Origin of the sequence: Antrihabitans spumae (assembly GCF_043944905.1) — a bacterium.
Lineage (GTDB): Bacteria > Actinomycetota > Actinomycetes > Mycobacteriales > Mycobacteriaceae > Antrihabitans > Antrihabitans spumae.
Genome location: NZ_JBIMSN010000062.1, coordinates 218,721 through 231,156, shown reverse-complemented (window position 1 = coordinate 231,156; position 12,436 = coordinate 218,721). Strand labels below are relative to the sequence as shown.

Here is a 12,436-nt window from a genome sequence, read left to right as displayed (position 1 = left end):
GCTACTCGACGATCAGGCCGTTCGCGCGCGCGTAGGCGACCGCTTGGGTCAGTTCGATTCGTGCACCGTCGACCTTGGCCGACATCCACAGTTGTGCATCCATCCGAGCGCCCCGCAGATCGGCGTTGTCCAACTTCAGGCCGATCGTGCGGGCACCCGTCAGATCGACCGAGTGCAGCGATGCGCCGCGAAAGTCCGCCTGCACCAGGCTCGCCTCGCGAAACCGGCAATCGCTCAGGTCCACTTTCCGCAGATCTGCGCCACCGAGCGACGCCAGCGAGAAGTCGACCTCCTCCAGCACGATGGGCCGCATTCGACACCGCTCGAACACCGATCCCAGCATCGAGCAGCCACGAAACGTGCCGTGCCACAGTGTGGTTCCCGTGAACGTGCACGATCTGAACGCCGACGCGACGTGGACGGAACTACCGAGGTCCGCGCCGGTGAAGTCGCACTCGGTGAACACGACACGTTCGGTTGTCAGGCCGGACAGGTCGGCGTCGCGGAACGAGCAGCGGGTGTAGTGCCGATCGGACAGGCGCTGCTCCGACAACTGCGCTTCGGAATAGTCCTCGTCGACGAACTCCTCGAAATCGACGCTAGCCATAACTCCATTTTCCGCCTCTGACAGGCTGGTCGGGTGTTTCGACTGATGTTCCACGAGCCCCGCATCCCACCCAACACCGGTAACGCCATTCGCTTGAGTGCCGGCACCGGGTGCGAACTGCATCTGGTAGGCCCGCTCGGCTTCGACATGTCCGAGCCCAAGCTGCGTCGCGCCGGACTCGACTACCACGACCTCGCGTCGGTGACCGTGCACGAGGACCTGCCGTCGGCGTGGGCAGCGCTACAGCCCGAACGGGTGTACGCGTTCACCGCGCACGCGACGACGTCCTACGCCGATATCGCCTACCTGCCCGGCGACGTTCTGCTGTTCGGTCCGGAGCCGACCGGGCTGTCCGACGAGGTCCTCAACGACCCACACGTCACCGAGCAGCTGCGGATTCCGATGCTGGCGGGGCGACGCTCACTCAATCTTGCGAACGCGGCGTCGGTCGCTCTATACGAGGCGTGGCGACAAAACGACTTCGGCGGTGGGGTCTAGCGCCCAGATCACTTGTCTGCAGCAGGGGCTTCCTCGTGCTCGCGGGTCGGCTCGGGTTGTGGCTGTGGTTGCTGCCGCCCGGGACGACGGGTCCGCCCGAGCACGCGCCAGCCGATCCAGATCACAGCCCCGACGACCGCGAGGAAGCCGAGCCACGGGATGGCTTTGCCGATGAAGACCACGACCGCACCGATCGCGTCGACGAGGGAATTCCAGCCTGCGACGATACCGTCCCAGAAGTTGTCCGGACCTGGGTCCTCTCCTGGTGGCGGTGCATCTTCTGTCGCGAATTCGATTGTGAGCGTCGATAGTTCGATCTGGTCGTCCAGCGCGCGCTTCTGGGCGGTCAGACCGTCCAACTCTGCCTGACGGTTCGACAGCGCGTTCTCGGCTTCGATCAGGTCGGCGGTGTTGGTCGCGCCGGCGATCAGCGCGCGCAGCCGGTCGACCGAGGTCTGTAGTGCCTTGATCCGGGCGTCGACGTCTTCGTACTGCAGCGTGACATCGCTCTTGCTGACCGAGATGCTCGTGACCTTGCCGAAGTCCTGTAGATCGTCGATCAGTTGATCCGTCTTGTCCGAGGGAACTCGAACCGTAAGCGTCGCACGTGGTTTCGTGTAGTTGTCGGTACCTGGATGCTCCGTTTTTTCGTCGATTCGGCCATCCAGCGAGGTCACGCGATCGGCGACTTTGCGGGCTGCATCGATCGGATCCGAGGCGGTGATGTTCACACTGCCCGTTGTGATTTCCTTCCGCGTTGCCTGATCGGCGCCTGGCGGCGCCTTCATCTGGGTTTCCATGCTGCGCTCGGCGGGGTTGGCGGGCGCAGCGAGCGGTGGCGCCGAATCCATCAGCGCACCCGGCGATGAGGCGTCGGTATCGTTGCTGGAGTCGCTCTTGGAGTCGTCCCCACAGGCAAGCAGCAGAAAGCTCATCGCGACGAACATCGCGAGCAGTAGGCGCTTCATGATCGCAGGGTAGCGGAATCATCGAAAGTCCCGAGACTTAGCGGCTATTCGCAGATCCATCCGTTGTAATCGGTCGGCAACCACGGTTACAGCCCCCTCGGCGTTCTGCACCTTCCCGCGGACCAGCAGCGCAGGTGCCATCTGCGCCAGCTTCCGGTACTTCGCCCACAGCCCGACCGAGCAGACGACGTTGACCATCCCCGTCTCGTCTTCGAGATTGATGAAGGTGACTCCCGCAGCCGTCGCTGGACGTTGCCGGTGCGTCACCGCTCCCCCGACCAACACACGATCGCCGTCGGGAACGGCAAGTAGCCGATCGGCTGTGATGACCCCGAGGGCGTCCAGCTGCGGCCGTAGAAACTCGGTCGGGTACGTGCCCGGCGACACCCCTGTCGCCCACACATCGGCCGCGGACAGTTCCAGATCACTCATGCCGGGCAATGCCGGGGATTGTGTCGATGCGCCGATACCCGGCAGACGATCGGGTCGCTCGCCGGCTGCCGCACCCGCAGCCCACAGTGCCTCTCGGCGAGTGATGCCGAGGCTGCCGAGTGCGCCGCCGGTTGCCAGCGCTTCGGCTTGCGCGGTACTCAGCTCGACTCGGCCGGTGAGGTCGAGAAACGACGAGTACGGACCCGATTCGCGGGCACCGACGATCCGCTCCGCGAGTTCGGTGCCGATATGGCGGACCGCAGCGAGACCGAGCCGCACCACCATGCCCTTGTCCTCGAGGGTCGCCTCTGCGCGACTGGCGTTGATGTCGGGACCGTGCACGACCACACCGTGGCGACGAGCATCCGCGACAAGCGATTGCGGGGAATAGAAGCCCATCGGCTGCGCTCGCAACAGACCCGCGCAGAACGCTGCAGGGTGGTGCAGCTTGAACCACGAGGAGTAGAACACCAGCGAGGCGAAACTCTGCGAATGACTTTCCGGGAAGCCGAAATTGGCGAACGCGTAGAGCTTCTCGTAGATACGGTCGGCGACATTGCCTGTGATGCCGTGCATTTCCCGCATACCGTCGAACAACCTGCCCTTGAGCTGTTCCATCTTTTCCGGTGACCGCTTGGATCCCATCGCGCGTCGGAGTTGATCGGCTTCGGCTGGGGAGAATCCCGCGACGTCGATGGCCATCTGCATCAGCTGCTCCTGGAAGAGCGGAACCCCTTTCGTTCGTTCGAGCGAGTTCTTCAGCGCAGGGTGGTCGTAGGTCACCGGTTCCAGACCGTTGTGCCTGCGGATGTACGGGTGCACCGAGCCACCCTGGATCGGCCCTGGCCGAATCAGCGCCACCTCGACGACGAGGTCGTAGAACGTTCGCGGCTTGAGCCGGGGCAGGGTCGCCATCTGTGCGCGGGATTCGACCTGGAACACACCGACCGAGTCGGCACGCTGCAGCATTTCGTACACGGCTGCTTCGGTGAGGTCGAGCCTGGCGAGATCCACCTCGATGTCCTTGAACTCGGCGACAAGGTCGATCATGTAGTGCAACGCCGAGAGCATGCCGAGGCCGAGCATGTCGAATTTGACCAATCCCACTGCGGCACAGTCGTCTTTGTCCCACTGCAGAACACTTCGGTTCTCCATCCGCGCCCATTCGACCGGGCAGACGTCTGCAATCGGACGGTCACAGATCACCATCCCGCCGGAGTGGATGCCGAGATGTCGGGGAAATCCTTCGATCTGCTCCGCCAGTTCGAGGACCGCGGCAGGGATATCCGTGTCGACCTCCTTGCCTATGCCACTCCAGCGGTTCACCTGTTTGCTCCACGCGTCCTGCTGGCCTTGCGAAAAACCAAGCGCGCGAGCAATATCCCGAACCGACGACTTACCTCGATAGGTGATCACATTGGCTACCTGTGCCGCATACGCGCGGCCGTACTTGTTGTAGACGTGCTGAATTGCCTCTTCCCGCCGGTCCGATTCGATGTCGACATCGATGTCCGGCGGACCGTCTCGCTCCTGCGAAAGAAACCGCTCGAAGAGCAGTTCGTTGTTGACCGGATCGACATTGGTGATCCCGATGGCGTAGCAGACGGCCGAGTTGGCGGCGGAACCTCGCCCCTGACAAAGGATGTCGTTGTTCTTGCAGAACGACACGATGTCGTGCACGACAAGGAAGTAACCGGGGAACTTCAGCTCGCCGATGATCTTCAGCTCGTGCTCGATCTGCCGATACGCCTTCGGTTGTCGCTCCGGGGTGCCGTAGCGCCTTCGGGCACCCGTCATCGCCAATTCGCGTAGCCAACTGTTTTCGGTATGGCCAGCGGGGACATCGAACGGTGGCAGCTGCGGGGCGATCAACTTCAGGTCGAATGCACACTCACGTCCGAGGTCTGCCGCATTGCCGACCGCTTCGGGATGGGCATGCAGCAGCCTGGCCATCTCGGCACCGGATCGCAGATGCGCGCCACCGGTCGGCGCAAGCCAGCCGGCTGCCTCGTCCAAGCTCTGCCTCGCCCGCACCGCGGCCATCGCCATGGCAAGCCTGCGACTGCGTGGCGCGGCGAAATGCGCTCCCGTCGTTGCGATCACCTGCAGCTGCTGTTGCCTGGCAATGGTTGCGAGAACGGCATTGCGTTCGTCGTCCTCAGGTATGCCGTGATGGGTCAATTCGACGACCACTCGATCCTTGCCGAACCGTTCCACCAGATCGAAAAGCGCCGCGCCTGCCGCTTCGGCTCCTCCTTGCGTCAAAGCCTTGCGGACGTGACCTTTTCGGCAGCCGGTCAAGATCTGCCAGTGCCCACCGGCCGCCTCCGTCAGCGCGTCGTAGTCGTAATGCAACTTCCCTTTCTCGCCACCCGCCAGATGTGCGGTTGCGATTGCACGAGAGAGGCGTCGATAGCCTTCTTGGCCGCGGGCGAGCACAAGCAGGTGTGTGCCGTTGGGATCCGGCGAACCGGTACGGGCGTCGGTGGTATCCAACGACAGTTCGGATCCGAACACCGTCTTCATATTCAGCTCTTTGGCCGCTTCGGCAAACCGGACGACCCCGTAGAAGCCGTCGTGATCGGTGATCGCGATAGCTTCCAGACCGAGTCGAACGGCTTCCTCGACGAGTTCCTCGGGATGGCTGGCACCGTCGAGGAAGCTGTACGCCGAATGTGCGTGCAGCTCCGCGTACGGCACCACCGGTCCGTCGATCGAATCGATCGGTGCCGCCTGATACTCGCCGCGCTTGCGCGACCACGCCGGACTGTCGCCGCCGTCACCCGGATACATCGCCTCCGGGTTGGTCCTGCCTGGCCTGCCGGACAGCACTCGTTCCAGCTCCGACCAGGTCGGTGGACCGGAGTTCCAGCCCGATCCGTGATTCCAGCCCATCAGCTGATCGTTTCGAAGAACATTCCTCGAACGTACATTCGACCACCGACAAGTCTGCATCGCCGCGTCGGACTGGACCATTGACGACTGCGGGATCGGAACTTACTGTTGAGTAAGTTCGGGTCACCGTCGACCCGCGCCGATCCTAGGAGCCTCCACATGTCAGCACTGGCCGACCGGCACGTCATCATCACAGGAGCCTCATCGGGCATCGGCAGAGCCTCTGCCGCGGCCGTCGCCGCAGAGGGCGCAACCGTCTTCCTCCTTGCACGCCGAGCAGAAGAACTCGACGTCGTCGTATCCGAGATCGAGGCAAACGGCGGGCGCGCATTCGCCTACCGCTGCGATGTCACCGATTCCGACGCGGTCGACACCACCGTTGCCGCCATTCTCAGCGAGCACGGCCACGTCGACATGCTCGTCAACAACGCGGGTCGCTCGATCCGACGATCCGTCTACCGCTCGACCGATCGCCTGCACGACTTCGAACGCACGATGGCAGTCAACTACTTCGGCGCTGTGCGCATGGTCCTTGCGCTGCTACCCCACATGCGCGAACGGAAATCCGGGCACATCGTCAACATCAGCAGCGCGGGTGTGCAGTTCAGCACGCCACGCTTTGCGGCATACCTGTCCAGCAAAGCCGCGCTCGACATGTTCACCGAGATCACCGCATCCGAAACCCTTGCCGACAGGATCACCTTCACGACGATCCACATGCCGCTCGTCGATACGCCGATGATCGCGCCGAGCGGATCCCGCAACGCGGTACCACCGGCGAGCATCGAGTGGGCGGCCGCAACTGTCGTCCGGGCGCTGGTCAGCAAACCCAAGCGCATCGATGTTCCGTTCGGCACTCTGGCTCAGATCGGCTCGCTCATCACCCCGCGGCTCAAAGAGCGCGCGATGCACCAGTTCTATCGGCGCTACCCCGACTCCCCCGCGGCGAAAGGTCTGGTCGTGGAGGCAAAGGACACCGAGGCCAAGCCGCACGTACGGCGGACGAACTCGACTCGATCCAGCAGGCTCGCGGCAAAAGGGGCTCGGCGACTGATTCGACTTATGCCTGGAACATAAGCGACAAGAGCTTTCCAAGCTGGGACCACGCAAGAAAAGGGTCCGGGCATTAGGAAGCCCCGCCGGCGGGTCGGGGGTCTGCCGGCGAGGCTATCTATGTATTCGGCCGACCCAGTGAAAGCGTTACAACCTTTTTCAACTTTCTTTCGCGACCGGCAGCGCTAGGTCAGGGCAGGCCGAATTCCCCCGATGCGATGGGCCTACGCGCCCACTATTCGTCGATATGGCGGTTTTCCGTCATTTGCGGTGAATCTTGGGCGCTCAGGCCCATTACGCACGTATCGAAACCTGGACCGCTACCGACGAGCTTGTAGCTCGGTCAACGAAACCACCGAAACCGCCTCCACAGGCTTAGGCGCCGCGCCGCAACTTGCGGGTCGAGCTGGCAGGGTTCGGGATGCCGTGTCTACTCGCCAACTACGACCGTCGATGTGCGAGACGATGATCGTCCCGTCCGCCTCTAGCACCGAGAGCTCCGCCGGACCTGCCTCGATGCGTTGCCGTACCGCAATTTCGGCAGCCTGCGCGGCGGGCGAGTAGACACTTCGACCTCGAAGGCCGTCGATCGCGACGACCCCGTCGAAGGCTGCGGCAACAACGGCCGCGCTTGCAGCGGTATCGAGTCGACCGTAGGTGTAGCCGGTCGGCAACATGATCATCGACGGCGCGAAGCGATGCCCTCCGGTGTGCGAGCACTCCCACACCGCATCCGGATACAGCTTGCCGAGTTGTGCTGCGATCGGGCGGCCGTACAGCGCGCAACACTGATCGCGCTTGGCATGCGCGCAGACGAGGACGATCGGGTTCGCGACTGCCGTTCCGATCCCGGGTGCAGGCCCGCTCAGAGTTGCCAGGTCCAGGTTCAGGAGTTCGTCGAGGTCGGCGATCTCCAGTTGTTCACACCAGGCATTCTTCGGGTCGGAGTTGACGAGCAGCACGGTTCGGGTGTCGCGATGCACCGCTCTGCCAGGTCTGCGGATCAGCATCAGTCGCACGCCCGCCGCGGCGGTCCTGCGAGCCAGTTCGGCCGACAACTCGGTGCCGAGAACAGCGTCACCGAGCACATCGCGACCCCACGCTCCCGGCTGCTCGACACACAACCACGTCGTGACGGTGGCAGCGGTTCCGGGAAGTGGTTCGTCGATGGCAGATGCGGCCGAACAGGTCAGTGCCGCAACAGCATCCGCGCCCGTGGTTTCGGCAGTCACTAGTGAAACTTCTCGCCGTTGGCGAACATCTCCACGTACTTCGCAATTCTGCGGGCGCGCGTGGCTGGGACGGTCGCATCGTGCAGACGAAAGTGCACCGCGTACTGGTTCTGCTTGTTCAGGGTGTCGAAAAAATCCTGTGCGGCAGGGTTTTTCGCAAGCTCGTCGAGGAAGTCCTTCGGTAGCTCCGCAGCAGCCTGACCCTCGTAGGCGCGGTCCCAGCGGCCGTCTGCCTTCGCGCGATCGATCTCTGCCTGCCCCGGCGGTTGCATCAGCCCCTGTGCGAGCAATTCCTCGACCTTGCCGCAGTTGCGTTTCGACCAAGGACTGCGAGCCCGGCGAGGAGTGAAACTCTGCATGTAGAACTCGTCGTCGATCCGTTTGACCTGGCCGTCGATCCAGCCGAAACACAATGCGACATCGAGAGCACCGTCGTAGTTCAACGACGCGTACCCGGTGCCCTTCTTGGCGAACTTGATCCAGATCCCCTTCTGCAGGGTGTGATTGCGCGCCAGCCAATCCCGAAAGGCAGCCTGGTCGGTGAAGAACTCGATCGTCTTCTCCGGTTGTGTCATGGCTCCACTCTAGAATCTGCGAAATGGCTCGTGACGATGTGTCCAATGCAGAGGTGTCAGGTGCTGATCCACGTGGCGAACCCAGCGCCATCCTGCGACCCGATCTTGCCGCGCCGCTGCTCGATCTGACCCGCCACCATCCGAGGGAGTCGCTCGCCCCGTTCGTCGACTACCTCTGGATCGTTCGCTGGACGATCTCCGATGTGCACCGGCAACAGGTGCTGCCGCAACCCAAAATTCACCTCGCTGCCGAAGCCGGTCGGCTCCGCGTACAGGGGGTGAGCCGCGAGCCGTTCTATCGGACGTTCACCACTTCGGGTCAGGTGATCGGAGTTGCGTTCCGCGCCGGCGGTTTTCGTCCACTACTCGGGTCGAGCGTCGGGGCTCTGGAAGGCAAAGTTGTTCCAGCAGGCGAACTCTGGCCGCACGATGACGCCCCCGTCGCCGCACGGGCCCTTGCCGAAGAGGAGCGCGAGGCGATGGTGAAAGGAGTCGAAGACTATCTGGAACTGATTGCGCCGGAACCGGATCCAATGGTCGACGAGGTCGATGCGATCGTGTCGAGAATCGAGACAGACACGAGCATCCATCGTGTCGACCAGGTCGCGGCGCTCGCAGGCACCAGTGCTCGCACACTGCAACGGCTGTTCATCGACTACGTCGGCGTCGCTCCGAAATGGGTGATCCAGCGCCGCCGACTGCTCGATGCTTCCGAACGTGCGCACAGCGGTCCGGTGGTGTGGGCAGAGCTCGCCGATCAGCTCGGCTTCAGCGATCAGGCCCATCTCATTCGAGCGTGGACCGCAGCGGTCGGCACCCCACCCGCGACCTACGTCCGCGAAACCGGCAACTGGGTGCCACGCGGCTGATCGTCAGTCGGCCATCAGGAAGGGCAGAACATCGGCTTCGAATTGCCGATAGTTGTCGCGGTGAATGCTGTGCCCGGTCTTGTATCTGACGATGCGCGAGCCAGTGAGCAGTTCGGACAGCGCCGCCAACTTGACCGGGTCCACCATCCCACCCGGTCCGCCGACCAGCACCAACGTGCTCGCCTCGATGTCGGACAATCGTTCCCACCACACCGGATTCGGCTTTCTGAACTGCGCGAGCGCCGTCGACGTCATCGATCGATCGAATGCCAGCACCGCACGCGGATGCCGAATGACGCTTGTCCCGGCGTGCCACAGCTCAGGCAGCGTCGGGAAGCGCCCGGTCAGCGACATCGGCGGGTCGCCAGGACGCAGTGGTAGCGGCGACTCTTCGACGACCAGACGGCGGACCAGTTCCGGCCGATCCTGCGCGACCCGCGAGCAGGCGTATCCGCCGAGCGAGTGTCCGACCAGGTCGATTCGGGTCACATCCAAGTCGTCGCACAGTCGGCGGACGTCGTCGCCGAATTCGTCGAACAGATAGGACTGGGTGTGAGCGCTGCGGCCATGGCCGCGAAGGTCCGGAATGATCACACGTCGACCACGCTCGAGCAGTGCTTGGGCGAACTGATCCCAGGTATGACCGTCACCGCCCATGCCGTGCACGAGCATGACCGGCACAGGATCAACCGGTCCCGACGACGCTGAATCCCGATAGGCGATGTTCACACCGTCCAACGTCACCTTCGTTCGTGTCAGCTCCACCCGTCGAGCCTATCGACGCTCGACGTCCTATTCGTAAACCCCCTCCACGCTCCAACTCCGGTCGTGACACACCAGCAACAGTGCCTTCTGTTCCGAGCCTCTTTCCCCGAGCAGAACTTGAGCGCGAGCAGCATCATGTCCCGTTGCGGGATCCCACCAGCGCTCGTCGACCGACCACGGACCCGCCCAGCCCTGCAACTGCCATGTCCTGGTGCCCCAACGCAATCGGTATGGGACGGAACTGAAGACACCACGCTCTGTCACGTATACGGAGGCACCGGAGCCGTCTTCCAGCGCGACTTCGGGCCTGCTGCCGAGCACTGCCGCGGGTGCAGGCTGCGGTAATCGGCCGGGCCACGGCGCATTCGGATCCGCTTCGGGGACCAGTTCGTCGCCGAGCGGAACCATGGTGATCCGCTCGCTCGGCCCTCGTCCACCGCTGAGCACCCCGATCCGAACCGCCTCGCCGCCGAGCAGACCTTGCACACGGACCAACGCTCGACGAGCGCGCTCGTCGCCTTCGCCGACCCCACCCCAGAGTCCGAGCTGGAGTGCGCCTGCGGCAACGACTTCGACCGGTTCCAACCGCAATATCGTGATGCCTGCAGTCGGCTTCGCCTCGCTACGCCCCGTCAGCCAGCCGTCCAGCTGCCAGCGCACTCGATCCGCGGTGCCTTCAGGTGTCAAAGGTTCTGCACAGCGCCACGTCCGCGACAGGTGCTCGCCGTTTCCGGTGCTTGCCTGTACGAGCAATCTGGTGCAGGCCACGGCTGCTGCGGCCAATTTGACGTGCAACTGCTCGGCGAGCGAGCGGCCGGCGAACGCGGCCGCGTCAACTCGATCGATCGGTGGATCGCACTGCTGCTCGACGTCGAGATCCGGTGGCAGCACCCGTGCCGACGGCGGACGTTCGGGTTCGCCACGCGCACTGCGATGCGCAAGGACGGCATCGGTCCCGAAACGGGACGCGACATCGACGGTCGACAACGCAGCGAAGTCGCCGATCGTACGTAAACCCAAGCGATGCAACAGATCTACGAGTTCGGATCGTTCGACAGCAGCAAGGGAAGGCTCTGCCGCCAACTCCTTCACAGCAAGGGGAGCGAGAAAACTCGCACCACCGCCACGTGGAACGAGCACTGCTCTGCGAGCCGCAATCACCGCGGTGGACAGTTCGTCGGCGACACCGATCCGACTCTCGACACCGACAGCGGATACTTCGTCGACGAGTCGTTCGGCAGCCGCCTGTTCGGAACCGAAGTACCTGGCAACCCCTCGTGCCGACAGCACGAGCAATCCGGGCCTGAGCACTTCGACACCGGGAGCGACCGCAGCCACCGCCGCAGCGACCGGCTCGAACAGCCTGGCATCCCGGTCGGGGTCCGCGACGACGACATGCAGTTCCGGGCATCGTCCCTGCGCCTCGCGACGTCGCAAGCCACGTGTGACGCCTTCCGCCCTTGCGGTCGCCGTGCAGGCGATGACTCTGTTGGCGAGAGTGACCGCAACCGCGGCAACGGGTGAGACGTCCGTTGCGACGGCGGCGGCGATCGCGGGCCAATCCGGGCACCAGAGCGCAAGCACCCGCGACGACGAGTCGCGGGTCATTGCGACACAGCTTCTGGCAGCCGGGTGAACGAGATGACAGGTGCGCCTGCCTGGGCGACCCACTCCACACCGCCTCGGGCGGGCTGTAGATCGAGCCGGGCGGTCGTCGTACCGAAGGTCTTGCCCTGAGCGCGTACTGCCAATTGCAACGAACACAGGCGACCCGTGCCCTGGCCGAGCCCGCCGTAACCGACAACCTTCGCATCGAGTCGCAACTCGGCACCTCCCCAATCGCCATCGGTCACAAGCAGGGTGGAGCCCTTGCTTCGGGCACGTGCGACGACGGCCCGTGCCCGTGACGGCGACACAGCGGCACCGCTCAAGCCGAGAACGACAAGATCCATACCGTCGAGCAGCACTGCAGCCACTTCGACAGGATCGGGTCCGGGTTCGGGTATCAAAGCGATACGGCCGAGGTGCGCGCCCATCTCGGCCGCCGCGAGCAGACCCAACCGAGGCCGACCGATCACGACCGCGTGGCCGCCGTCCGCGGTGACCGAGGCAAGCAAACCGAGCAGCAGCGAACTCGCGCCCGAATACGACACCACCGAGCCGCGAGCCAGACCACCGCGTGGAAGCAAGCCGGCAAGCGCGCTCGGGACTTGCAGGATCTCCGCGGCGGCAGCACCGGATTCCGTCGGGCACTGCTCGATCACCGCTTCGCCGCGGACCGGAACGGCAGCTATTTGCCGTCGAAGCTGGTCCAACCGCTCCTGCCGTGACAACCCGGCAAGTTCGGAACCGGGCGATTGGGCTGTGCCGGCAACTGAAATACTCAACCTCGAAACCCCCATGCTCTGGTGCACCAGCAGCCGTTTTTCGGCGTCGGCAGCGTTCCCGAACCACGGGGAAGTCGTGGATTCTTCGAACAGATATTCGAACAGATTCAAGTAAAGCTGGATTCTCAACTCACGTCAAGCGCGCAGGTAGAGAC

The 12,436-nt window shown here is 63.8% G+C and carries 10 protein-coding genes and 1 pseudogene; 3 read left to right on the top strand and 8 right to left on the bottom strand.

The window, feature by feature from the left end:
• Position 1: 1 nt before the first annotated feature.
• A complete protein-coding gene (locus tag ACHIRB_RS16370) occupies positions 2 to 607 on the bottom strand; it encodes a pentapeptide repeat-containing protein (protein WP_199703187.1) in 606 nt (201 codons plus the stop codon).
• A gap of 33 nt (positions 608 to 640) precedes the next feature.
• Between ACHIRB_RS16370 and ACHIRB_RS16365 the strand changes: the two genes are divergently transcribed.
• Entirely contained in the window at positions 641 to 1,105 is a 465-nt protein-coding gene (locus ACHIRB_RS16365; protein WP_199703188.1) for a tRNA (cytidine(34)-2'-O)-methyltransferase, read from the top strand.
• Positions 1,106 to 1,113: 8 nt separating this feature from the next.
• Here the strand turns inward: ACHIRB_RS16365 and ACHIRB_RS16360 are convergent, their stop codons facing one another.
• Together ACHIRB_RS16360 and ACHIRB_RS16355 are read right to left on the bottom strand one after the other, a co-directional pair.
• Complete coding sequence (locus tag ACHIRB_RS16360) at positions 1,114 to 2,073, bottom strand: DUF4349 domain-containing protein (protein WP_395124103.1); 960 nt, start codon at positions 2,071 to 2,073, stop codon at positions 1,114 to 1,116.
• Positions 2,074 to 2,091: 18 nt separating this feature from the next.
• Entirely contained in the window at positions 2,092 to 5,400 is a 3,309-nt protein-coding gene (locus ACHIRB_RS16355) for an error-prone DNA polymerase (protein ID WP_395124104.1), read from the bottom strand.
• Positions 5,401 to 5,568: 168 nt separating this feature from the next.
• On the opposite strand from ACHIRB_RS16355, the pseudogene ACHIRB_RS16350 reads away from it, so the two are divergent.
• Positions 5,569 to 6,477, top strand: a pseudogene (locus ACHIRB_RS16350) (SDR family NAD(P)-dependent oxidoreductase); the annotation flags it as partial.
• Between the two features lie 296 nt (positions 6,478 to 6,773).
• Here the strand turns inward: ACHIRB_RS16350 and ACHIRB_RS16345 are convergent.
• Together ACHIRB_RS16345 and ACHIRB_RS16340 are read right to left on the bottom strand one after the other, a co-directional pair.
• Positions 6,774 to 7,685 carry a sucrase ferredoxin gene (locus ACHIRB_RS16345; RefSeq protein WP_395124105.1) on the bottom strand — a complete coding sequence of 304 codons (912 nt, stop codon included), beginning with the start codon at positions 7,683 to 7,685 and terminating at the stop codon, positions 6,774 to 6,776.
• A complete protein-coding gene (locus ACHIRB_RS16340) occupies positions 7,685 to 8,260 on the bottom strand; it encodes a YdeI/OmpD-associated family protein (protein WP_395124106.1) in 576 nt (191 codons plus the stop codon). Before ACHIRB_RS16340 ends, ACHIRB_RS16345 begins: the two co-directional genes overlap by 1 nt.
• A gap of 23 nt (positions 8,261 to 8,283) precedes the next feature.
• Here ACHIRB_RS16340 and ACHIRB_RS16335 point away from each other — a divergent pair, with 23 nt between their 5' ends.
• The gene (locus ACHIRB_RS16335) at positions 8,284 to 9,129 is read left to right on the top strand and encodes a DUF6597 domain-containing transcriptional factor (RefSeq protein WP_395124107.1); all 846 of its coding nucleotides are present in this window, start codon (positions 8,284 to 8,286) and stop codon (positions 9,127 to 9,129) included.
• Between the two features lie 3 nt (positions 9,130 to 9,132).
• Here the strand turns inward: ACHIRB_RS16335 and ACHIRB_RS16330 are convergent, their stop codons facing one another.
• Genes ACHIRB_RS16330 through ACHIRB_RS16320 form a run of 3 tightly spaced genes read right to left on the bottom strand, consistent with a single transcriptional unit; the run spans position 9,133 to position 12,296 of the window.
• Complete coding sequence (locus tag ACHIRB_RS16330) at positions 9,133 to 9,894, bottom strand: alpha/beta fold hydrolase (protein ID WP_395124108.1); 762 nt, start codon at positions 9,892 to 9,894, stop codon at positions 9,133 to 9,135.
• A gap of 27 nt (positions 9,895 to 9,921) precedes the next feature.
• A complete protein-coding gene (locus tag ACHIRB_RS16325) occupies positions 9,922 to 11,502 on the bottom strand; it encodes a DNA polymerase Y family protein (protein WP_395124109.1) in 1,581 nt (526 codons plus the stop codon).
• Complete coding sequence (locus tag ACHIRB_RS16320; RefSeq protein WP_395124144.1) at positions 11,499 to 12,296, bottom strand: hypothetical protein; 798 nt, start codon at positions 12,294 to 12,296, stop codon at positions 11,499 to 11,501. The genes ACHIRB_RS16325 and ACHIRB_RS16320 overlap by 4 nt, the downstream gene beginning before the upstream one ends.
• Positions 12,297 to 12,436 lie beyond the last annotated feature (140 nt).

What these genes read in the sequence shown, in the direction of transcription:
- ACHIRB_RS16355 (WP_395124104.1), bottom strand. Translation starts at nt 5,400, where the DNA reads ATGGGCTGGAATCACGGATCGGGCTGGAACTCCGGTCCACCGACCTGG.
- ACHIRB_RS16340 (WP_395124106.1), bottom strand. Translation starts at nt 8,260, where the DNA reads ATGACACAACCGGAGAAGACGATCGAGTTCTTCACCGACCAGGCTGCC.
- ACHIRB_RS16370 (WP_199703187.1), bottom strand. Translation starts at nt 607, where the DNA reads ATGGCTAGCGTCGATTTCGAGGAGTTCGTCGACGAGGACTATTCCGAA.
- ACHIRB_RS16360 (WP_395124103.1), bottom strand. Translation starts at nt 2,073, where the DNA reads ATGAAGCGCCTACTGCTCGCGATGTTCGTCGCGATGAGCTTTCTGCTG.
- ACHIRB_RS16335 (WP_395124107.1), top strand. Translation starts at nt 8,284, where the DNA reads ATGGCTCGTGACGATGTGTCCAATGCAGAGGTGTCAGGTGCTGATCCA.
- ACHIRB_RS16320 (WP_395124144.1), bottom strand. Translation starts at nt 12,296, where the DNA reads ATGGGGGTTTCGAGGTTGAGTATTTCAGTTGCCGGCACAGCCCAATCG.
- ACHIRB_RS16325 (WP_395124109.1), bottom strand. Translation starts at nt 11,502, where the DNA reads ATGACCCGCGACTCGTCGTCGCGGGTGCTTGCGCTCTGGTGCCCGGAT.